This is a genomic window from Glutamicibacter sp. 2E12, assembly GCF_050030965.1.
Classification (GTDB): domain Bacteria; phylum Actinomycetota; class Actinomycetes; order Actinomycetales; family Micrococcaceae; genus Glutamicibacter.
Genome location: NZ_CP188297.1, coordinates 2,164,230 through 2,185,046 on the forward strand (window position 1 = coordinate 2,164,230; position 20,817 = coordinate 2,185,046).

17 protein-coding genes are annotated in these 20,817 nt (G+C 62.7%); 7 read left to right on the forward strand and 10 right to left on the reverse strand.

Features of this window, described 5'->3' with window-relative positions:
* Positions 1–3 precede the first annotated feature (3 nt).
* Positions 4–1,563 (reverse strand): long-chain-fatty-acid--CoA ligase, encoded by a 1,560-nt coding sequence (locus ACP3TE_RS10200; RefSeq protein WP_426733443.1) that lies wholly within the window; start codon positions 1,561–1,563, stop codon positions 4–6.
* 198 nt (positions 1,564–1,761) lie between these two features.
* Here ACP3TE_RS10200 and ACP3TE_RS10205 point away from each other — a divergent pair, with 198 nt between their 5' ends.
* Positions 1,762–2,547, forward strand: coding sequence for a VOC family protein (locus ACP3TE_RS10205; RefSeq protein WP_105656177.1), 786 nt, complete (start codon positions 1,762–1,764; stop codon positions 2,545–2,547).
* A 68-nt stretch (positions 2,548–2,615) separates the two neighbouring features.
* Here the strand turns inward: ACP3TE_RS10205 and ACP3TE_RS10210 are convergent, their stop codons facing one another.
* Genes ACP3TE_RS10210 through ACP3TE_RS10240 form a run of 7 tightly spaced genes read right to left on the reverse strand, consistent with a single transcriptional unit; the run spans position 2,616 to position 8,109 of the window.
* Entirely contained in the window at positions 2,616–3,662 is a 1,047-nt protein-coding gene (locus tag ACP3TE_RS10210) for an LLM class flavin-dependent oxidoreductase (protein WP_133834120.1), read from the reverse strand.
* Between the two features lie 30 nt (positions 3,663–3,692).
* A complete protein-coding gene (locus ACP3TE_RS10215; protein WP_286172207.1) occupies positions 3,693–3,899 on the reverse strand; it encodes a tautomerase family protein in 207 nt (68 codons plus the stop codon).
* A gap of 14 nt (positions 3,900–3,913) precedes the next feature.
* Positions 3,914–5,398 carry an aldehyde dehydrogenase gene (locus tag ACP3TE_RS10220; RefSeq protein ID WP_133834118.1) on the reverse strand — a complete coding sequence of 495 codons (1,485 nt, stop codon included), beginning with the start codon at positions 5,396–5,398 and terminating at the stop codon, positions 3,914–3,916.
* A complete protein-coding gene (locus ACP3TE_RS10225) occupies positions 5,395–6,147 on the reverse strand; it encodes an alpha/beta fold hydrolase (RefSeq protein ID WP_133834117.1) in 753 nt (250 codons plus the stop codon). The genes ACP3TE_RS10220 and ACP3TE_RS10225 overlap by 4 nt, the downstream gene beginning before the upstream one ends.
* A 34-nt stretch (positions 6,148–6,181) precedes the next feature.
* On the reverse strand, positions 6,182–6,733 hold the full coding sequence (locus ACP3TE_RS10230; protein ID WP_133834116.1) for an amino acid synthesis family protein: 552 nt from the start codon (positions 6,731–6,733) through the stop codon (positions 6,182–6,184).
* Entirely contained in the window at positions 6,730–7,398 is a 669-nt protein-coding gene (locus tag ACP3TE_RS10235) for an amino acid synthesis family protein (protein ID WP_105656183.1), read from the reverse strand. The genes ACP3TE_RS10230 and ACP3TE_RS10235 overlap by 4 nt, the downstream gene beginning before the upstream one ends.
* 30 nt (positions 7,399–7,428) lie before the next feature.
* Complete coding sequence (locus ACP3TE_RS10240; protein WP_286134632.1) at positions 7,429–8,109, reverse strand: GntR family transcriptional regulator; 681 nt, start codon at positions 8,107–8,109, stop codon at positions 7,429–7,431.
* 146 nt (positions 8,110–8,255) lie between these two features.
* On the opposite strand from ACP3TE_RS10240, the gene ACP3TE_RS10245 reads away from it, so the two are divergent.
* The 5 genes from ACP3TE_RS10245 to ACP3TE_RS10265 all read left to right on the forward strand — a co-directional run bounded on the left by ACP3TE_RS10245 (position 8,256) and on the right by ACP3TE_RS10265 (position 15,950).
* Positions 8,256–9,230: a flavin reductase gene (locus ACP3TE_RS10245; RefSeq protein ID WP_105656185.1), complete on the forward strand. Its 975-nt coding sequence runs from the start codon at positions 8,256–8,258 to the stop codon at positions 9,228–9,230.
* Between the two features lie 44 nt (positions 9,231–9,274).
* Complete coding sequence (locus tag ACP3TE_RS10250; protein ID WP_105656186.1) at positions 9,275–10,933, forward strand: BCCT family transporter; 1,659 nt, start codon at positions 9,275–9,277, stop codon at positions 10,931–10,933.
* Between the two features lie 170 nt (positions 10,934–11,103).
* A complete protein-coding gene (gene fdhD / locus ACP3TE_RS10255) occupies positions 11,104–11,931 on the forward strand; it encodes a formate dehydrogenase accessory sulfurtransferase FdhD (RefSeq protein WP_105656187.1) in 828 nt (275 codons plus the stop codon).
* 57 nt (positions 11,932–11,988) lie between these two features.
* Positions 11,989–14,310: an FdhF/YdeP family oxidoreductase gene (locus ACP3TE_RS10260; protein WP_105656188.1), complete on the forward strand. Its 2,322-nt coding sequence runs from the start codon at positions 11,989–11,991 to the stop codon at positions 14,308–14,310.
* Between the two features lie 158 nt (positions 14,311–14,468).
* Entirely contained in the window at positions 14,469–15,950 is a 1,482-nt protein-coding gene (locus tag ACP3TE_RS10265) for a nucleobase:cation symporter-2 family protein (protein WP_105656189.1), read from the forward strand.
* A gap of 73 nt (positions 15,951–16,023) precedes the next feature.
* On the opposite strand, the gene ACP3TE_RS10270 is transcribed toward ACP3TE_RS10265, so the two are convergent.
* Entirely contained in the window at positions 16,024–16,914 is an 891-nt protein-coding gene (locus tag ACP3TE_RS10270) for an SPFH domain-containing protein (protein ID WP_105656190.1), read from the reverse strand.
* A gap of 133 nt (positions 16,915–17,047) precedes the next feature.
* Here ACP3TE_RS10270 and ACP3TE_RS10275 point away from each other — a divergent pair, with 133 nt between their 5' ends.
* On the forward strand, positions 17,048–18,037 hold the full coding sequence (locus tag ACP3TE_RS10275; protein WP_105656191.1) for an aldo/keto reductase: 990 nt from the start codon (positions 17,048–17,050) through the stop codon (positions 18,035–18,037).
* A 23-nt stretch (positions 18,038–18,060) separates the two neighbouring features.
* Here the strand turns inward: ACP3TE_RS10275 and nirB are convergent, their stop codons facing one another.
* Entirely contained in the window at positions 18,061–20,676 is a 2,616-nt protein-coding gene (nirB, locus tag ACP3TE_RS10280) for a nitrite reductase large subunit NirB (RefSeq protein ID WP_105656192.1), read from the reverse strand.
* Positions 20,677–20,817 lie beyond the last annotated feature (141 nt).

Consider the following 20,817-nt stretch of genomic DNA (forward strand, 5'->3'; position numbering starts at 1 on the left):
TCGCTAGTCCTGCTCGGCAGTGAACTGCGCAACCAGTTCGCGCTTGAGGATCTTCCCGCTGGGACCCAGCGGGAATTCCTGCACGATCTCGATCAGCCGCGGATACTTGTACGCGGCCATCTGCCCGCTGGCCCACGCCACCAGCTCCTGCGCGCCCAGCGTGGAACCGGCCTCCAAGGTCACCGATGCGACGATCTCCTGTCCGTGGGTTTCGTGCGGCACCCCGTACACGGCGGCATTGGAAATCTCCGGATGGGAAACCAGCACCTCTTCGATTTCGCGCGGGTACACGTTGTAGCCGTTGCGCAGGATCATGTCCTTGGTCCGGTCCAGGATGCGCAGGTAGCCATCCTCGTCCTTGGTCCCCAGATCCCCGGTGCGGAACCAGCCATCAACCACCGCTTCGGCCGTGGCCTCAGGCCGGTTCAGGTAGCCGGAGAACAAGTTGTGCCCGCGCACCACCAGCTCGCCCAGCTCCCCGCGCGGCAGCAGCCGGATCTCATCCGCATAGGCAGGATCGGCGATTTCCACATCCACGCCCCAGACCGGGGTGCCCACGGTCCCGGGCCGCGGGTCGACGCCCACATGGTTGAAGCAAGCCACCGGCGAGGTCTCGGTCAGCCCGTAGCCCTCGTGGATCCGCGCGCCGAAGCGCTGCTCGAAGGCGGTGAGGATGGATACCGGAAGCGAGGCCCCTCCGGAAATGGCGTAGCGCAGTTTTTCCGGCATCCCTTCGCGCTGCTTGCCCGCTTCGAGCAGAGCCACATACATCGTGGGCACCCCGAAGAAGACGTCGATGCCAGCCTCCAACAACAGTTCCAGGGCCCCTTCGGCGGTGAATTTGGGCAACAGCATGACCTCGGCCCCCACCCGCAGCCCGGTATTGAGCACGCAGGTCTGGCCGAAGGTGTGGAACAGCGGCAACCCGCCGAAGAGCTTGTCGCCGCGGCGCAATTCCATGGTGTTCAGCAACGTGGTGTGGGTCTGCTCGATCAACGCCAGATGCGTGCCCAGCGCACCCTTGGGCTTGCCGGTGGTGCCCGAGGTGTACACTATCGTGGCCAGGTCTTCGGGGCGGCGCGGCAGGTAGGTGCCAATCGGCGCGGCGTGCCGGGCCAGGTCTTCCAACCGGATGGCGCCCGATTCCTCCGGAGCCAGCACGCTGAGCACCGGCACCCCGGAAGCGGCGGCCCCCGCTGCTCCTTCTGCGAGCAGCGGTGCGGCGCAGATCATCAGCTTGGCTTCGGAATCCTCCAGGATGTAGGAGATCTCGCGCGCCTTGAGCAGCGCGTGGACCGGTACCGCTACGGCGCCCAGGGCCAGAACCGCGTAGTAGGCGCGGGCGAAGTCCGTGACGTTGGGAATGAGCAAGGCCACCCGGTCGCCCGCCTCGATGCCTTGGGCTTGCAGGGCTCCGGCGTATTGCCGGGCCTGCTCCCACAGCTGCTCATAGGTGGTGCTGCGGCCATCGACGGTGATGGCGTTCAGCTCGCCGTAGCGGGCAGCCCCTTCTGCGAGGATGGCCGCCACTGAAACAGTGAGATTGGATGTGGAAACGCTCATGGTGAACTCCTCGGGTCGCCCAGCAGTGCATTGTGTGTTGTGTGTTGTGTCACATTAAACCATATTGGAACTGCGGTTCAGTACGAGGTATTGAGTTTCGAAATATCTTGAACAATGGAAAATTTCCGTTGCTGATCTGGGTAAAAAGGACATAGACTCAGCCCAAACGAGCTGGATGAATTGTGGAATGGGGAAGCGATGCCGGCACCAAAGGATCCTCGAGCCGAGCCGTGCTGGGTCGATTTGCTCACCAGCGACATGGAGGGCTCCACGCAGTTCTACGGGCAGCTTTTCGGTTGGGAAGTCCGCCATGACGAGGAAACCCGCGACGAGGGATATGCCGAGGTCTACCTCAACGGCGAAATGGCCACCGGCTTCATTGCCAATGACCCGGATTCCGAGGTGCAAGATGCCTGGACCACCTACCTGAATGTGACCGATGTGCACGCCGCCGCCTATGCCACCAAAATGCACGGCGGCAAGGTCTATCTCAAGCCCATCGACATTCCCGGCCAGGGAACCATGGCCATCATCGGGGACCCAGCGGGAACCGGCGTTGGACTCTTCCAGGCATTCCAATCAGCAGACACAACCGCCAGCCGTGCACCGGGCACCCGCATCTGGAACGAGCTGCACACCAGGCACTTCGAGGCGGTGGCCCGCTTCTACCGTGTAGCACTGGGCTGGTGCCTGTCCCCGGTCTCGGACACGGACGAATTCCGCTACCACACCTACGGCCAAGGTTCCGAGGCGGTGGCCGGAATCTTCGATATCTCCAGCTATCCGGATTCCAAGGCCGGTTGGCGCGCCTACTTCGCGGTGGCGGATGCCGAACAGACCGTGGCGCTCGCCGAGAAGCTCGGCGGCACGATCATCCATGAGCCCCATGATTCCTACTTTGGCCGCATGGCCGTGCTCAGCGACGTCACCGGCGCAGAGTTCGCGATCATCGCTCCGTCGCGCAAACAGGAATCTGAAGCCTGACGGCAAAGGCCGCCGGCACCGAAAAATCGGATGCACGGCGGCCTCGGTTCGGGCTGGTCCTTCGCAGCCTACTTCACGAAATTCGGCACAACTTCGTCAATGAACAACTTCAGCGAGCGTTTCTTTTCCTCGTGGCTCAGGGCGTTGTCGCTCCAGAAGCTGTATTCGCTGACGCCCAGATCTTCGTAGCGGCGCAGGCGCTCAACAACCACGTCCGGCGTGCCGATCATTGCGGTGCGGTGCAGGGACTCAGGCGTGAACTCCTCGCGTTCAGAGAACTTCTCCTCCGGGCTGGGATCGATGAATCCGTTGACCGGCTCCACCTTGTTGCCGAAGACCGCATCGAAGGTGCGGTAGAACTTGTTGATGCCTTCGGCAGCAGGGCGCCAGGCCTCTGGCTCGTTGGCGGAGTGCAGATAAGTGTGGCGAAGCACCATGATGTCAGGGCGCTGTTTCACCTCCGGGTGGGCAGCGATGGCGGCTTCGTACTTCTGGACTAATGATTCGACTTCTTCGTCGCCCTTCATCAGCGGAGTCACCATGACATGGCACCCGTTGGCCACAGCATACTCGTGCGACTCGGGGCTGCGGGCGGCAACCCAGACAGGGATCTGCTTTTGTGTTGGCTTGGGCACCGAGGTGGACGTCGGGAACTGCCAGACTTCACCGTCGTGGGCGTAATCTCCCTCCCACAGCTTCTTGACTGCGGGGATGAGCTCCTGCATGGAGGCACCGCCGTCGGTGGCCTTCATGCCATCGGTCATGCGATCGAATTCGAATTGGTAGGCACCGCGTGCCACGCCTAATTCGGCACGGCCATTGCTGATGACATCGAGCAGCGCGAGTTCGCCGGCTGCTCGGATCGGGTTCCAGAATGGTGCGATGATGGTGCCGGCTCCGAGCCGGATCGTGGAGGTTCGAGCCGCGAGGTAAGCAAGCTGCGGGATCGGGTTCGGGGAGACGGTGTATTCCATCGAGTGGTGTTCGCCGATCCAGACTGTGGAGAAGCCACCGGCTTCGGCCATTTGAGTCAGTTCGACGAGGTTCTCGAAATGCTGTGCGTGGCTGATCGAGTCGTCATAGCGTTCCATGTGGATGAACAGTGAAAAGCGCATATCTGTCCTTCTTTCGTTGCTCTGCTGCCCTTAGGCAGTTGCCTGGGTGCTGTTGCGTTCGGCGATGGTTTGATTGGTCCGGGACCAATGCTCATGATCGACTTCGCGCACGATGACCGTGATGTTTTCGGGGGCCGCATCAACGGTTTCTTCGGCGGCCCGGTGCAAGGCGTCGATCAGGGCGCGCAGCTGCTGGGAACTGCGGCCCTTGGCAATGGATACATCGATCAGTGGCATGGGGCTCCCTTTCCTTAGCCGCGCATCACAAACGGATCTGCGACGGGGGACTCGTCCGTGTTGATCCATACGCTCTTGAGGCGGGTGTATTCGTTCATGGATTCGAGGCCGTGCTCGATGCCGACGCCCGAGTTCTTGAAGCCTTGGCGAGGGGACATCGGGGACATCGCGCGGTAGGTGTTCACCCAGATCGTGCCGGCCTCCAGCCTCCGGGCCATGCGATGGGCGCGGGCAAGGTTCTGCGTCCACACGCCGGCGGCCAGCCCGTACTCGGTGTCATTGGCCATGGACAGCAGCTCGTCTTCGTGCTCGAAGGGCATGATCGCAGCCACCGGGCCGAAGATCTCCTCGCGGACCACGCGCATGTCGTTATTGACGTCGGTGAGCACAGTGGGGGAGAAATAGTAGCCCGGCAGGTCCAGGCCTTCGGGGCGGGTGCCGCCGGCCAGTACTTTGGCGCCCTCGTCTGCGCCGATCTTCACATAGGAAGCGACCTTTTCCAATTGGTCGGCGAACGCCAGCGGGCCTAGCTCGGTGGCATCCAAGAGCGGGTCTCCGATGACAATGGACTTGGCACGTTCGGTAACCCGTTCCAGCAGCTCGTCGTAGACAGACTTGTGGGCGAAGACCCGGCTGCCGGCAATGCAGGTCTGGCCGGCCGCGGCGTAGATGCCGGCCACCACGCCCATAGCCGCGTTGGCGACGTTGGCGTCGTCGAAGACGATGTTCGGGCTCTTGCCACCCAGCTCCAAGGTGCAGCCGATGAAGCGGCCGGCCGCCTCGGCGGCGATCTTCGAGCCGGTGGCCGTAGAACCAGTGAAGGAGATCTTGGCCAGCAGTGGGTGGCTGACTAGCGCCGCGCCGGCCTCGGCCCCGAACCCGGTGACCACGTTGATGACGCCCGGAGGGAATCCGGCCTGCTCAGCCAGCTCAGCCAGCAGCAGCACCGTGCGCGAGGTGTATTCGCTGGGCTTGATCACCACAGTGTTCCCGGCAGCCAGCGCAGGGGCGATCTTCGAAGTGGTCAAAGTCAGAGGCGAGTTCCACGGGGTGATAGCCCCGACCACGCCGAGCGCTTCGCGCTGGGTGTAGTTTAGAATCGCCGGATTCATGCTTGGGATCTGGGAACCCTGCACTTTGTCGGCCAGCCCGGCATAGTAGTAGAGGTACTCCGGCAGGGTGGCCAGCTGGCCCCGCATTTCGCGCAGCAGCTTGCCGTTGTCCAAGGATTCGTAGCGGGCCAACTTCTCGGCATTCTCACCGATTAGATCGCCTAGGCGGCGCAGCAGATGTCCACGGGCGGTGGCGCTCAGGGCGCTCCACGAGGGCGCGGAGAATGCCTTATGGGCGGCTTTGACAGCACGGTCCACATCTTCAGCATTGCCGCGCGCGGCCTCGTAAAGATCTTCGAGGGTTGCCGGGTTGGAGCTGGTGAAGAAACGGTCTTCGCTGGGAGCGATGTGCTCTCCGTTGATGAAATGCATGTAACGCTCGCTCATGCCTGTTTCCCTTCGTTATCGCTGAAAAAACTGTTCAATTCCGCGGCCAAGGCCAGCGGATTCTCGACCGGAAGCATATGCCGTGCTCCGGGGATGATGCGCAGCCGCCCCTGCGGCACAGCGGCAACCAGCCGGCGGGACATTTCCGGGGTCGATCCGGGATCCAGCTCGCCGGTGATGGCCAGTGTCGGCTGCTTGATCGCATCGAGTTCGCCGGCAATCTCCTGGTCACCGCGGGCGAAAACCGCGTAGGCGTGCAGATAGGATTCGAGATCGTTGCCCGCCATAGTTTGGCGCGTAGCCTCGATGAGCTGCGCGTCCACCGTGGTGGCCGCGGCCGGGAACCAGCGTTCGATGGCGCGGTCCACTCCCTGGGAGAAGTTCGTGCCGGCGGTAGCCAGGCGCTCTTCCACCGCGGTCGACTCTTCGGCGGTGCGCCGGCATACGGAGTTCACCGCAGACAAGGTCAGCACGCGCCCGGGAGCGAAGCGCGCAAGGTACTGGGCAACCAAGGCACCGAGCGAGAATCCCACAAGATGCACAGGCTCGCGAGTTTCAAGGCGTTCGAGCACATCGGCGGCCAAGCTCGCCAGATTCTGCTCGCTGCGCAGGGGCGGGCGTAACCCGTGCCCAGGCAGGTCCAGGGCCACTGATTGGTGCGCCAGCTGCTCGCGCAGCGGCTTCCACATGGTCCGGTCCAATCCGACTCCATGCAGGAGGACAACCAATGGCTGCTTCGTGCTTGTCATGCGTGCTTCGCTCCGTTCCGGCTGATGCGCTCTGCTACTGTTCGGTGGACAGCGGGGCCAGGCGTTCCTGCGGCCGGCCACGGGTTGCGCCGGCCAGGGCGATCAGGATTTCGCCAGGATGCGGAGCATCGGCGATCCTGGCCTCGACGCTCTGGTGGTGCGAGCGGATCGTGGCATCGGTGAAATGCTTGAGCGGGATGTCGAACTGCACTCCGGCCTGTCCGCGCTTTTCCACGGCCGGCAGCAAGGTGGTGGCCTTGGCTGCGTCGCGGAAGTGGTTGCCGAATTTCAGAGTGTGGATCAGGGCCGAGCCGTGCTCGACTTCACCGTCAAGGCCGACGATTGCAGCCTTGCCATAGGCCTGGAGCGGGGCGCCCAGCGCTTCGATGACCCGCGGTGCCAGCAGCGCTCCGAGGTCCGAGGCGACCGAGTCGATTCCCGGGTTCAAGTCCTCGACGAATCCTTGCCCTGCCCACGGGTTGTCGAATACGGCGGCGACAATGACCACGCGGGCTACCGGATCCACCGGGCGTCCGCCCTCTGTGGCAATTTCCTCGACGATGGTTACCAGTTTGCGGTAGTTCATAGTTGTATTCCCTTCAGTATTTCGGAAGTGACCGTTCGGTCGGTGGTTCGATCGCCGATGCGTGCATGTGGCCGGGGGCCGCTTGATGCCGCGGCAATGACCGCGATCTCGCCAGCATGCGGGGCATCGGGCAAGGACAGCTCCAGGGTCTGGTAGTGGGTTCGGGTGGCAGCTGCGGTCTTATGCCACATCGGTACTCGCAGGGATTCACCAGGAACGCCGCGGCCGTCGACAAAGCAGATGATCGAGGTGCCGCCGAGGGCTTCGCGCAGCAGGTTGCCGAAGAACGGGGTGTGGATCAGCGCTCCGGCATGCTCCAATTCCCCATCGCTGCCAACCAATGCGGCCTTGCCGAAAGCTTCAACTTGTTCGGCTCCGCCCAGGGCATTGAGCAGGCGATCCGACAGCAGCTTGGCGAGCAATGGGGCGATGGCCTCGGTCCGCTCGGATAAATCTTGCGACGTTCCAGTGCCGAGCCAAGGATTGGGGATGACTGCGGTGGCGGTCGCGCGGGTGATGCTGCCTAATTCGTGGTGGGGAACTTCTTCCACCGTGCACGAGATTTTGCGCAAACCAATGGCCTGGGCCAAATCCTGGTAGTCTTCGAGCGTTGATCGGGTGCTCAAATCAATGAGCTGAGGCGGCTGGGCCAGTGGAGAATTCATCTGGTATTCCTTTGCATGGCTTTTTTGGGGCTAACCCGGTTGTTCTTCGTCTTCTTCTTTCATTGCGGCCAGGGCCGCCGACTGGCTTGATGCGGCAACATGCCTGCGCATCACAAGTTCTGCGGCCAACGGATCTTTGGAGCTGATGGCGTCGATGATTGCCTGGTGCTCGTCCTTCGAATTCTGCAAGCGCCCGGGCAAGCTCAGGGTCTGCGAAACGATGCGATGGTAGGCCAGCTGGTTCATCAACAGGTCATAGTGCTCGGTGAGCTTCCTGTTGTCAGCCCCGGCAACCAACGTGCTGTGGAATTCATGGACCAGTTGCGAATAGAGTTCCGCGTCGCCGCGCTCGACGGCCCGTTGGCTGCGTGCAACGTTTTCCTTGAGCTGCTCCAATTCAGGTACGGCTCCACGTCTGGCCAGCAGGCCAGCGGCTAGTCCCTCGAAGGCCTCCTTCAGGGAAAACATCTCGTGAATTTCGCGCTGGGTGGGCTTCCTGACGAATGTTCCAACCCGCGAACGCACCTCAACTAGGCCCTCGCGCTCCAGCTGCTTCAATGCTTCTCGAATTGGAGTACGGCTGACCTCGAAGTCTTGCGCCAGGGCTGTCTCTGCCAATAGGTCTCCGGGTTGAACAACTCCAGTGACGATCATTTGACGGAGCCGGCCCAGCAACGGCGTCTCCGGGGTGCTCCTGGTTTTTGATTCCACGCTTGAACTCTCTTGCATACAAGAACTCTATCCATAGATTCTCTTGTATGCAACAGAAATTCAAGGAATCGCCTTGAATCCGCTAAATTTAAGAGAATTTCCTGAAACATGTTGACTCCGTCACAACCTTTGCTAGCATTTCTTGCATGCAACAAATTGTAAATTCACTCCAGCCTGTCAAAGAATCACTCGTCAACGCCTGGGAAGCGGCATGGGATCGGGGCCAGGTCGATGCACTGGACGAGATCTTCCACGCGGACTTCCGGCGAATCAGCAAGAAATCCAAAAACGTCACCACCATCCGAGAGCTGAAGCAAGAGATTTTGTCCGTGCGGGAGGCCTTCCCTGATCTGGTGACAAAAATCGACCATCTGCTCGTGGATGAGCAGGAGCAGTCCATCGCGATTTTCTGGCACACCACCGGAACGTTCACCAACGATCTGCAGGGTGTGCCGGCCACGGGCAACACCGTGGAAACCCGCGGTTCCAACCTGATGGAAGTCCAGGACGGGAAAATCATCTCGGAGCAGGTGACTTGGGACCAGAGCGAGCTGCTCGAAGACGTGGGGGTCCCATCGCTCAAGTCCGCCTTCGAGTCCACGGATGATGGCGTGGTAGTGGACGATTTGAGCGGCGTGCCGAATCTCGATGCGCTCAAGGGGTTCAACCGCCAATTCATTACCGGCGTGACTGTCGTGACCACCATGGATGAACATGGCAAGCCTCGCGGGCTAGCCGCAAATTCATATGTGTCAGTTTCGCTCGAGCCGCCTCTGGTGCTGGTGTGCGTGCAGAAGACCACCAGCACCTATGCATCGCTGTTCAAGTCCACCCATCTGGGCATCAACATCATGAGCAACGGGCAGCGCGACACCGTGGGCACCTTCGCTTCCAAGGGTGATGACAAGTTCGCCGAGCTCGAATGGCATCAGGGGCCGAACGGCAGCCCGCTGATCGATGGCTCGGCCGCTTCCATCGAAGCAGAAATCAAGGAGCGCTTCCAAGCCAAGACCCATACCGTGTTCATCGCCAAGGTAAAGCATTCCGAAGTCGCCCAGCTTGAGCCGATGGTCTACAAGGCCGGCCGGTTCTACGACGGCGCCGAACTGACCGCGCTATAGCCCGGCGTCGGCAGATTCCTCCAATACAACGAAGTGTGAGAGCCATGAAAACCGAAACCAACGAAAAGCAGGGCAAGGGGCCACGCGGAGGGCCCACGCTCACCGGCGGCAAATTGCGCCGGGCCGCGGACAAGAACGAATCGAAACAGGTCTACAAGCAACTCCAGCGTCCGGGCAGTGTCCTTTTCGTTTCGCTGGCGCTGGTCGTGGTGTTCGTGCTCTGGGCGGCTATTGCACCGGGCCGGCTCAATGAACTGATGTCCGGGGCATCCACCTGGTCAGCGCAGTACATTGGCTGGAGCTACCTGTTGGTGACTCTCGGCTGCATCGTGCTGATGCTGTTCCTGGCCTTTTCGCGCTACGGAGGCATCAGGCTGGGCAAGGACGCGGACCGGCCCGAGTTCTCCACATGGGCCTGGATCGCGATGATTCTCGGTGCCGTGATGGGCATCGGGTTGATCAGCTATGGCGCGGCCGAACCCATGAGCCACTTCATGGTCCCTCCGCACGGACGGGCGGAGCCGGAAAGCATGGATGCGGCAGTGCTGGCCTTGCAGTTCTCGTACTTCGACTGGGGTCCGAACGCCTGGGCCTTGTTCGGCGTGTTCGGCCTGGCCATTGCCTACTCGACGCACCGCCGGGGCAACTCGGGACTCGTCTCGGTGATGCTCAGGCCAGTTCTTGGAAAATCCATGGACGGATGGCTCGGGAAGACCATTGACGTGTTCACCGTGCTGGCCACCCTCTTCGGCACGACCACTTCCCTGGGCTTGGGCGCTTCGCAAATCGCCGAGGGGCTGAACAGCCTGTTCGGGATTCCCACGGATCTGTTCGTCAAGATCGTGATCATTGCAGGCGTTACCATCGTATTCACTCTCTCGGCGCTTTCCGGCGTTGGCAAGGGCATCAAATGGCTCAGCCAGGGCACCATGATCGGTGCCGCCGCCATCGGGGTTTTCGTCCTGGTTTCCGGTCCCACCGGATTTATTTCCAACATCTATTTCCGTTCCATGGGGCAGTTCCTGGGCGAGTTCCCGGCCGTGGCGCTGCTGACTCCCTCTGGAGCCGAAGACTTGCAGTGGATGCAATGGTGGACGTACTTCATGATGGCCTGGTGGTTGAGCTGGGGCGCCTTCGTCGGCATCTTCCTGGCGCGGATTTCCAAGGGCCGGACCATTCGCGAATTCGTTATTGCGGTGATGGGTGTCCCGTCTCTGGTCTTCAGCATCTGGTTCAGCATTTTCGGTGGCACCTCGATCCACCAGGAGATGACCGGCAGCTCTGGGATCGGCCAGGCAACGTTGGAAGACACCAACAGCACCTTCTTCGCGATGCTGGCCGAACTGCCGATACCGGAAGTGACCTCGGCATTCACAGTAATTCTCGTGGTGCTGTTCTTCATTACCGGCGCGGATTCCAATACCTATGTTCTGGGCACGCTGACCTCCGGCGGAAATATGTACCCCAAGAGGCCGGTCCTAGTGGTCTGGGGACTTCTCACCGGCGTCTGCGCGATCGTGTTGCTGCTGGTGGGCGGGCTCGAGGCCCTGCAACAGGCAGCCATCCTCTCGGCGGTGCCGTTCACGGTGATTGTGACGCTGCTGGGGATGTCGCTTATGAGGGAGCTGCGCTGCGACACGCGCCTGCAGGCACCTTTGCTGGAAGCTGCAGCGCCGAGTGGAGACGGCAACGAAGCAGGCTAGGCAGCACCGCGAAATAGTTGGGCCCAGCGAATTGCGGCCCCGGTGGAGCCTTGGATTTGCCTCAATCCAGCATGGGGGTTGGCCGAGCCGGGGTCTGTAAACGTAGAGTGTCCTCTAGCAGTATGCGGCAAGCGGCGGAAGCCGCAAGATGTAGCACAAGGAGCGTTTAAATGGGTCGCAAGATCGTGCGCCGCCGCGTGGTCAGGGCAACGCTGGAGGGCTCCCGCGTCCGCGAGGAGAAGCTGGCTGGCGAGGAGCCGCTGGAGATCCGCTTCGGCCATACCTCCTACACCACCTCCATGCGCACCCCGGGCGACGACTTCGACATGGTCACCGGATTCCTGGTGGGCGAGGGAATCATTTCCGCGCCCGAGCATCTGGCCTCCCTGCGCTACTGCGCCGGCACCGATGAAGCAGGCAACCAGACCTATAACGTCATCGAGGTGCAGCTGGGCGCGGGGGCGAAGCATCCTGATCTCCTGGCTGCCCGCAATGTGGTCACCAGTTCAGCCTGCGGGATCTGCGGCACCAACTCCATTGACGAAGTGCGCAAGAAAGCCGCCTTCGCACCCTCCCCTGAATCGGGGCGGGTTGGGCTGGAAACGCTGCTGGGCCTGCCTGACACCTTGCGCGAATCGCAGCAGCTGTTCTCCGCCACCGGGGGAGTGCACGCGGCCGGATTGTTCTCCACCGCCGGGGAATTGCTGATCCTGCGCGAAGACGTCGGGCGTCATAATGCGGTGGACAAGGTCATCGGAGCGGCCCTGCGCGACGGGTTGCTGCCACTGGGCGACACCGTCCTGCAGGTCTCCGGACGCGCCTCCTTCGAACTGGTGCAGAAGGCCGCGATGGCCGGAATTCCGGTGCTCGCAGCGGTCAGCGCGCCCTCGTCGCTGGCCGCTGACCTGGCCGAGGAATCGGGTCTGACGCTGGCCGCTTTTTCCCGCAGGCACAGCGTGAACATTTATACACATGCGGATCGGGTGATCAGGGCGTAGCCTTGTAATATGTGAGCTGGATATCAGTACCGGCCGCGCTACCAATAGGAGGGTCTCATGCATCGTTCGGCACCCAAAAAGGACATCAACGAAGATGAACTGAAGGTCAGCGAACCCAAGCACGCCGCCGCCGGCTTGAAGGCCGTGATGGTATCCATGGAGCGCGGCTTCGCCGAAGCCGGCCCGTCGCGTACCCTGCGTTCGATGCTGCGCGTCAACCAGCACGACGGCTTCGACTGCCCGGGCTGCGCGTGGCCTGAATCCATCACCGGCAAGCGCAAGCCCGCCGAGTTCTGCGAGAACGGCGCCAAGGCCATCGCCGAGGAAGCCAGCGCCCGCACCGTCACCCCGGAGTGGTTTGCGCAGCACTCCATCGAGGACCTGCGCGACAAGACCGAATACTGGCTGGGCTCGCAGGGCCGGATCACCGCTCCGATGATCATTCGCGAGGGGGAGACCCACTACTCCCCGATCAGTTGGGCGCAGGCCTTCTCGACCATCGCCGAGCACGTGAACGCGACCACCCCGGACAAGTGCGTGTTCTACACCTCCGGGCGCACCGCGAACGAGACCGCGTTCATGTACCAGCTGCTCGCCCGCTCGCTGGGCACCAACAACCTGCCCGACTGCTCGAACATGTGCCACGAATCCTCGGGCAGCGCACTGAACCCGACCATCGGCATCGGCAAGGGCACCGTGTCATTGGAAGACTTCGATCATGCGGACCTGATCTTCGTGGTGGGCCAGAACCCCGGCACCAACCATCCACGCATGCTCTCCGCGCTGGCCGATGCGCGCAAGCGCGGCGCCCGCATCGTTGCCGTGAACCCGCTGCCGGAGGCAGGCTTCTTCGGGTTCAAGGACCCGCAGACCGTGGGCGGCATGCTGGGCAAGGCCGACCCGATTTCCAGCGACTTCCTGCAGATCAAGGTCGGTGGCGACCTGGCCCTGTTCCAGGCCTTCGGCCACCTGCTGCTCGAAGAAGAGAAGAAGCATCCGGGCACCGTGGTGGACCACGAGTTCATCGCCGCGGTCACCGACGGGTTCGAGGCCTACCAGGCCGCGCGCGCCACCTTGGACTGGGAAGCTACCGAGGAGGCCACCGGACTGACCCGCACCCAGATCACCGAGATCGCGATGCTGCTGGCCAAGTCCAAGGCCACCATCATCTGCTGGGCGCTGGGCCTGACCCAGCAGCCGCACTCGGTGCCGACGCTGAAGGAAATCATCAACCTGCTGCTTTTGCAGGGCAACTTCGGCAAGCCAGGTGCTGGCGCCTGCCCGGTGCGCGGGCACTCCAATGTGCAGGGCGATCGCACCATGGGCATCTGGGAGAAGCCCGGCGAGCAGCTGCTCGAAGCGCTGGACGCCGAATTCGGCATCGAATCCCCGCGCGCCCACGGCTACGATTCCACCGAGGCCCTGCATGCCTTCGAGAAGGACGAAGTGGACGTATTCGTCTCCATGGGCGGCAACTTCGCCCTGGCCAACTCGGACACCGAAGCGCTGGAGGCGGGCATGCAGCGTGCCAAGCTGACCGTGCACATCTCCACCAAGCCCAACCGCTCGCATGTGGTGCACGGCAAGACCTCGCTGATCCTGCCGACCCTGGGCCGCACCGACAAGGACGACAAGCACCCCACCGGTGCGCAGTTCCTTTCTGTGGAGGACTCCATGTCGGTGATCAAGTCCACCCGCGGCCGGCTCACCCCGGTCTCCGAGCACCTGCTGGCCGAACCGGTCATCGTTGCCCGCATGGCCCAGGCCATCCTGGGCGATGGGCACCCGGTCAACTGGCGTGCCATGGCCGAGGACTACGACGTGATCCGCGACCACATCGAGAAGGTGCTGCCCGGCTTCGAGGACTTCAACACCCGGGTGCGGGAAAAGAACGGCTTCGTGCTGCCCAATCCGCCGCGCGATACCCGCTCCTTTGCCACGGACATCGGCAAGGGCCGCTTCACCGTCTCCGAGTTCGAGGCCTTGGAAGCCCCCGAAGGCCACCTGATCCTGCAGACCATGCGCAGCCACGACCAGTACAACACCACCTTCTACGGGCTCGATGACCGCTACCGCGGGATCAAGGATGGCCGCCGGGTCATCCTGATTAACCCGGAGGACCTGGCCGAGACCGGGTACAGCGACCGCGACCTGGTGGACGTGATCTCCACCTTCGCCGGCTCCGAGCGCCGCGCCAACCGTTTCCGCCTGGTGTCCTACCCGACGGCCAAGGGCTGCGTGGCGGCCTACTACCCGGAGGCCAACGCGCTGGTGCACCGCGATCTGGTGGCCCGCGAGTCCAATACCCCGGGTTTCAAGGCGATGATGGTGCGTTTCGTCGAGCACACCCAGCAGCCCGGACGCACGCTGGATAGCTGAACTGGAGCAGTGCTAAGCGCTTGACGTAATGCACCTCGCAGCCATTTGGGGTTCACCAGCTGTCAACCTGGCGGGCTTGTGCGGGAGAATTGACGGCGGGGCGCATCCCGAACGCATGGGGTGCGCCAATCCGCAGTCCACCGAAGAGGAAACTCCCCATGAGTGCTGCCCGCAGCCAATCCGCTGAGAGCATCAGACCCGAAGACGAACGCCTGCCCGCGCCGAAAACCGTGGCCTACGGTTTCCAGCATGTGCTGACCATGTACGGCGGCATCATTGCCCCGCCGCTGGTGATGGGCGGGGCTGCGGGAATGGACACGGCCGAAATGGGCGTGCTCGTCGCCAGCTGCCTGTTCATCGGCGGCCTGGCCACCATCCTGCAAACCCTGGGCGTGCCATTCTTCGGCGCCCAGCTGCCGCTGGTCCAGGGCACTTCCTTCTCCGGCGTGGCCACCATGATCGCCATCCTCAACGGCGGGGGAGGCATGCCGGCAGTCTTCGGCGCGGTGCTCGCCTCGGGGGCCATAGGCATTGTCATCGCCCCGTTCTTCGCCAAGCTGCTGCGCTTCTTCCCGCCGGTGGTCACCGGCGTGGTGATCACGATTATCGGCGTCTCGCTCTTCCCGGTCACCGCCGACTGGGCCATGGGCGGGGCGGGCGCAGGGGATTCCTATGGCTCGATCAAGAACATCGCGCTGGCCGCCATTACCCTGCTGATCCTGCTGGCGCTGTCCAAGTCCGGCATCCCTGCGCTCTCGCGCCTGTCGATCCTGCTGTCCATTGCCCTGGGCACCCTGGTGGCCGTGTTCATGGGCATGGCTGATTTCTCGCAGGTGCTCACCGGCGACATTTTCGCGGTTCCCACGCCGTTCGCCTTCGGCGCCCCGGTCTTCGAGATCGGTGCCATCATCTCGATGATGATCGTCATCCTGGTGACCTATACCGAAACCACCGCAGACATGCTCGCCGTGGCCGAAGTGACCGGATCCAAGGTGGATTCGCGGCGCATCGCCAACGGCCTGCGCGCCGACATGCTCTCCTCCACCGTCGCCCCGATCTTCAACACCTTCACCCAGTCCGCCTTCGCGCAGAACGTCGGGCTGGTGGCCATTACCGGTGTGAAGAGCCGCTTCGTGGTGGCCGCCGGCGGCGGCATCCTGGTGGTCCTCGGCCTGCTGCCAGTGCTTGGCCGCGTGGTCGCCTCCATCCCCTCCCCGGTGCTGGGCGGCGCCGGCGTGGTGCTGTTCGGCTCGGTAGCGGCCGCAGGCATCCGCACCTTGGCCAAGGCCAAGGATGACAACATGAACATGCTGATCATCGCGACCTCGCTGGCCTTCGGCTGCATTCCCATGGTGAAGCCCGACTTCTACGCCGAATTCCCTGCCTGGGTTGGCACCATCTTCCAGTCGAGCATCTCCTCGGCCACCATCATGGCGGTGCTGCTGAACATCATCTTCAACGAGCTGAACTGGGGCAAGAAGGAAACGTCGCTGCGCACCGTTTACAAGTACCAGCTGGCCGGCCTTGAAGACGGCGACCGCCTGATCGATGGCAAGCTGTACGACTCGAAGGGCCTGGAAATCCAGGTCATCTCGGAGCAGCCAGGCCACGCCGGTGACCGTCCGATGCCGCAGGGCTAGCGGCAACTCCGAATCCGAAGAGCAAAACGCCCCAGTTCACAAGCGTGAACTGGGGCGTTTGGCGTGAAGGCTGCTACTGGTTGGAGTCCTTCTGCTTATCACCGGTCATGGTGATGGGCTGGACCCCAGAATTCGGGAAGCAGCCGATAGGGCTCTGGCCGGATTCGGCGACGATATCCAGGCACTTGGACGTCAGGGTTTCCGGAGTCAGCGAGCGTTCCAGGATCTTGTTGGCTTCGGCTTCAGCGGTGCTGGTCTGCTTGCGCTGCTGGGCCACGCGGGTCTTGGCGGTTTCCGCCTGCAGTTCATTGATGCGGTTCTGCGTCGGCTCGTCGAAATTGATGATCGGCAAGGTAACCGAGCGGATCTCGATCTGGGTCTTGACCTTGGCCTGCATCTTTTCCTGGACGGACTTCGCCAGGCCCTCCAAGTCCTGGCCGCCGCTGGCCGGTTCGCCGTATTCCAGCGGATCATAGGTGGCCATGACCTCGTTCAATGCGGCGCGGAAGTTGCGGTCGACGAGGTTGGACTGGATGCCCTCGAAGGTGCGGTAATCCAGGAACACGTCCATCGCATCGTCGGTCTTCAGCTGCCACTGGATCGAGGCGTCAACGTCGGCTCGGCCGTTGTTGCCCAGGCGAACCGGGATGGCGCTGCTGGCGGAGTAGACGTCGTTCTGCACCGAGCCATCCAGCTTCTCGACCTTTTCCCATGGCCACTTCAGGTGGAAGCCGTTGCTCACCACGGAGGTCGGCTTGCCCAGCGCGACCTTCACGCCTACAGTGCGTGGCTGCACGATGGTGGTTGACATGATGGCCAGCACGATCAGCGAGACGATGAAGATGCTGATTCCGGTGAAGCGCGTGGAAGAGCGGTTCTTGTTTTCTGGCTTCATGGATTTGCTGGCAAGCATGACGAGCAATCCTACGACGGCGCAAATGACCGCAAGAATAGTGGGGAACATGATCTCCTCGATGGTGTGACGGTAATTTATATTCTATCGTTTAGATAATTGAGAACAAATTCAGACACCGCAACACAGCAGAATGATCTGCCATCGACCGGAAATATGCACTGCGGGCACTAGACTCGGAGGCATGCAAAAACGAGAACTTGGACGTACCCACCGCAACGTGTCGGCCATTGGCCTGGGCACCTGGCAACTAGGCGCTGACTGGGGCTCGGTAGACGAGACCGACGCGCTAGCCGTACTCGATGCCGCCTACGAAGCCGGGGTGAACTTCTTCGACACCGCCGATGTCTACGGCGATGGCCGCAGCGAGCAGCTGATCGGCACTTGGCTGAAGGCCAACCCGGATGCCGGGGTCACCGTGGCCACCAAAATGGGCCGCCGTGTCGAGCAGCTGCCGGAGAACTACAACCTGGATGCCTTCCGCGCGTGGAATGACCGCTCCCGCAAGAACCTGGGCGTGGACACCCTGGACCTGGTCCAGCTGCACTGCCCGCCAACCCCGGTGTACTCCACCGATGCGATCTACGATGCGCTGGACACCATGGTGGATGAAGGCCGGATGGCCAACTACGGCGTTTCGGTGGAAACCGTGGATGAGGCGCTGGCGGCAATTGCCCGCCCGAACATTGCCACCGTGCAGATCATCATCAACGCCTTCCGCCACAAGCCGCTGGAAACCGTGCTTCCAGCAGCCCGCGAGGCAGGGGTGGGGATCATCGCCCGGGTGCCGCTGGCCAGCGGATTGCTGACTAACCGCTACACCCTGCAGACCGAGTTCGCCAAGGACGACCACCGCAACTTCAACCGCGACGGCTCCTCCTTCGACGTCGGGGAGACCTTCTCCGGCGTGGACTACGCCACCGGTCTTCAAGCCGCTGGCGAGTTCGCCAAGCTGGCTGCCGCCGAGGCGCCCGAAGCCACCAGTGCCCAGGTGGCTTTGGCTTGGCTGGCCGCCCAGGACGGGGTGAGCACCATCATCCCCGGAGCCCGCAACGCACAGCAGGCCCGCGCGAACGCGGCTGCCGGCTCGCTGCGGATCTCCGAGGGATTCAACGCCTCGGTCCGCGACCTCTACGACGCCAAGCTGCGCGAACAGATCCACCCGCGCTGGTAGGCAGCACGGGTGGGATGCCGTTCCTAGCCTTGCGGCGCCCCGACCGGGATGCTGGCACCTAGTGCCACCGGCTCGGCGGGGCGCTGCTGTCCGCGCTCGGAAACATATTCCAGCTCGGTATCCGGTGCGGCGGTGTTCACGAAGGAACGGAAGCGCTTGAGCTTCACCGGGTCGGCCAAGGTGGCGGCCCACTCGTCCTCGTAGTTGGCCACGTGGGTTTCCATGGCCGCTTCCAACTCGTCGGCCAGGCCCAGCGAATCCTCGATCACCACCTGCTTGGCCCGTTCCAATCCGCCATCCAGGTCCTGCAGCCAATGCGCGGTGCGCTGCAGCTTGTCCGCGGTGCGGATGTAGTACATCAGGTAGCGGTCGATGTACTTGAACAGCGTTTGATCATCCAGCCCGCCGGCCAGCAGTTGGGCATGGGCCGGGTTGGCGCCGCCGTTGCCGCCCACATACAGGTTCCAGCCATCGGTGGTGGCGATCACGCCGATGTCCTTGGCGCGGGCCTCGGCGCACTCGCGGGCACAGCCCGAAACGCCCATCTTCAGCTTGTGCGGTGCCCGCAGGCCCCGGTAGCGCAGCTCCATTTCGATGCCCAGCGCGGTGGAATCGAGCATGCCGTATCGGCACCAGGATGAACCGACGCAGGTCTTCACATTGCGCAGCGACTTGCCGTAGGCCTGGCCCGATTCGAAGCCGGCGTCCACCAGCTCGCGCCAGATCTCGGGCAGCTGCTCCAAGCGGGCGCCGAACATGTCGATGCGCAGGCCGCCGGTGAGCTTGGTGTACAGGCCGTATTTCTGCGCCACCGCTGCAATCACGCCGAGCTTCTCGGGGGTGATCTCCCCGCCCGGGATGCGCGGCACCACCGAGTAGGTGCCGTCCTTCTGCATATTGGCCAGCACGCGGTCGTTGGTGTCCTGGGCGCCGGCAAGACCTGCATCCATCGGGTGGGCGCTGGTCTGCGAGGAGAGGATATTGGCGATCACCGGCTTGCAGATATCGCAGCCCTGGCCGGTGCCGAAGCGTTCCATCACCTCGCCGAAGGCCTGCAACCCGGCCACGCGGATGGCTTCGTAGAGCTCCGGACGGGAGAAGGAAATATGCTCGCACAGGGCGGTGGAAACTTCCGCGCCGTCCTTGAGCATCTGCGCTTCCATGAGCTTCTTGAGCATCGGCACGCAGGACCCGCACTGGGTGCCGGCACGGGTGCACCCCTTCAACCCGGAAACGGTGGTCACCGGAGCTTCGCCCTCGAAACAACCACAACCGGAAACGGCATCGCGGATGGTGCCGGCGGTGACCGAATTGCAGGAGCACAGCACCGCATCATCGGGCAGTTCGCCCTCCGGCGCTTCGCCGCCCAAGGCGCTGAGGTACGCGCCTGGTTCGCCGGGCAGCTCCCGTCCGAGTAAAGGACGCAGCGACTGGTACGGGGTGGCATCGCCAACGAAAATGCCGCCGAGCAGTGTCTTGGCATCGGAGGAAACCACGAGCTTCTGGTACAGGCCACGCGGGGCATCGGCATAGACCACTTCCAGCGCCCCCTCGGCGCGGGCGAAGCCATCGCCGAAGCTGGCCACGTCCACACCGGAGAGCTTGAGCTTGGTGGCGGTGTCGAAGCCAGCGAATTCGGCTTCGCCCCCGGCCAGCTGTTCGGCCACTATTTCCGCCATGGCGTTGGCCGGAGCGACCAGGCCGATGCAGAAACCCTCGTAGTTCGCGACCTCGCCGATAGCCCAGATGTGCTCGATATCGGTGGCGCAATGCGCGTCGATGACCACGCCGCCGCGGGGGCCCATGCCGAAACGGGGTGCCGGGCTGCCTGCTTCGTCAAGGGCCGCGTTGTAATTGCGGATCAGCTCATCGCGGGGACGAACACCGATCGAAACGACCACTATATCCGCATCGATGGTGCGTTCATCAGCCATCAGCACGCCGGTGACAGCCGTGCTGCCAGACTCCTGGCTGGTCAGGATTTCTTGCGGGAAAACGCCGTTGTGGACGGTGAATCCGGTTTGCTCGATGAGCCGGCCCATGGCCTGGCCAGCGCCTTCATCCAGCTGGGTGCCCATCAGCCATTTGCCGCCATCAATGACTACTGCCTCCGCACCCAGTGCTTGGGCACCCGCGGCAGCTTCCAAACCGAGCAGCCCGCCACCGATGGTAGCTACCACCGGGGTGCGGCCCAGGGAAGCTGAAAGTTCCTTGACCTTCTGCGCGATGGACCAGACATCTTCCAGCGTGCGGTACACAAAGGTGTGCTCGTTGCCGGCGATTGGCAACGTGGCCGCGTTGGAACCGGTGGCCAGCACCAATTCGTCGTAGCTGAAGATGCGTCCGTCTTCCGTGGTGACCGTCCGCTTGGTGCTGTCGATAGCGATGGCCTTGGCGTTGGTTTCCAAGGCGACATGCTCGGCTTCCCAGAGCTTCGGATCGCCGAGGGTGAGATCGACTCCGGGGTTGGTTAACGCCTGGGAGAGCGCCACGCGATCATAGGGAAGGTGGGTTTCTTCGGTCAATACCGTGATGCTCAGATCCTGCGGTGCGCGGCTGGCCAGGGCTTCGGTGAAGCGGTGGGCTGCGGGACCGCCGCCGATAACCAGGATGTTGCGTGCATTGTGTGGAGTACCCATGATCAATTTCGACTTTCGCTGGGAAACGGTGAGTTTCAGGCTGATGAGTCCACTGTAGAAAGCATGCTTTGCGCCGCAATTACCCTTGTGTTTCGGCCGGAGCAATTCTCTCCACCATCAGACGAAAGCCAGGTGAAGCGG

Coding starts and splice junctions, on each gene's coding strand:
- ACP3TE_RS10260 (WP_105656188.1), top strand. CDS start 11,989: ATGCATCGTTCGGCACCCAAAAAGGACATCAACGAAGATGAACTGAAG.
- ACP3TE_RS10265 (WP_105656189.1), top strand. CDS start 14,469: ATGAGTGCTGCCCGCAGCCAATCCGCTGAGAGCATCAGACCCGAAGAC.
- ACP3TE_RS10245 (WP_105656185.1), top strand. CDS start 8,256: ATGCAACAAATTGTAAATTCACTCCAGCCTGTCAAAGAATCACTCGTC.
- ACP3TE_RS10230 (WP_133834116.1), bottom strand. CDS start 6,733: ATGAACTACCGCAAACTGGTAACCATCGTCGAGGAAATTGCCACAGAG.
- ACP3TE_RS10250 (WP_105656186.1), top strand. CDS start 9,275: ATGAAAACCGAAACCAACGAAAAGCAGGGCAAGGGGCCACGCGGAGGG.
- ACP3TE_RS10200 (WP_426733443.1), bottom strand. CDS start 1,563: ATGAGCGTTTCCACATCCAATCTCACTGTTTCAGTGGCGGCCATCCTC.
- ACP3TE_RS10215 (WP_286172207.1), bottom strand. CDS start 3,899: ATGCCACTGATCGATGTATCCATTGCCAAGGGCCGCAGTTCCCAGCAG.
- ACP3TE_RS10235 (WP_105656183.1), bottom strand. CDS start 7,398: ATGAATTCTCCACTGGCCCAGCCGCCTCAGCTCATTGATTTGAGCACC.
- ACP3TE_RS10270 (WP_105656190.1), bottom strand. CDS start 16,914: ATGTTCCCCACTATTCTTGCGGTCATTTGCGCCGTCGTAGGATTGCTC.
- ACP3TE_RS10275 (WP_105656191.1), top strand. CDS start 17,048: ATGCAAAAACGAGAACTTGGACGTACCCACCGCAACGTGTCGGCCATT.
- nirB (WP_105656192.1), bottom strand. CDS start 20,676: ATGGGTACTCCACACAATGCACGCAACATCCTGGTTATCGGCGGCGGT.
- ACP3TE_RS10220 (WP_133834118.1), bottom strand. CDS start 5,398: ATGAGCGAGCGTTACATGCATTTCATCAACGGAGAGCACATCGCTCCC.
- ACP3TE_RS10205 (WP_105656177.1), top strand. CDS start 1,762: ATGCCGGCACCAAAGGATCCTCGAGCCGAGCCGTGCTGGGTCGATTTG.
- ACP3TE_RS10225 (WP_133834117.1), bottom strand. CDS start 6,147: ATGACAAGCACGAAGCAGCCATTGGTTGTCCTCCTGCATGGAGTCGGA.
- ACP3TE_RS10210 (WP_133834120.1), bottom strand. CDS start 3,662: ATGCGCTTTTCACTGTTCATCCACATGGAACGCTATGACGACTCGATC.
- fdhD (WP_105656187.1), top strand. CDS start 11,104: ATGGGTCGCAAGATCGTGCGCCGCCGCGTGGTCAGGGCAACGCTGGAG.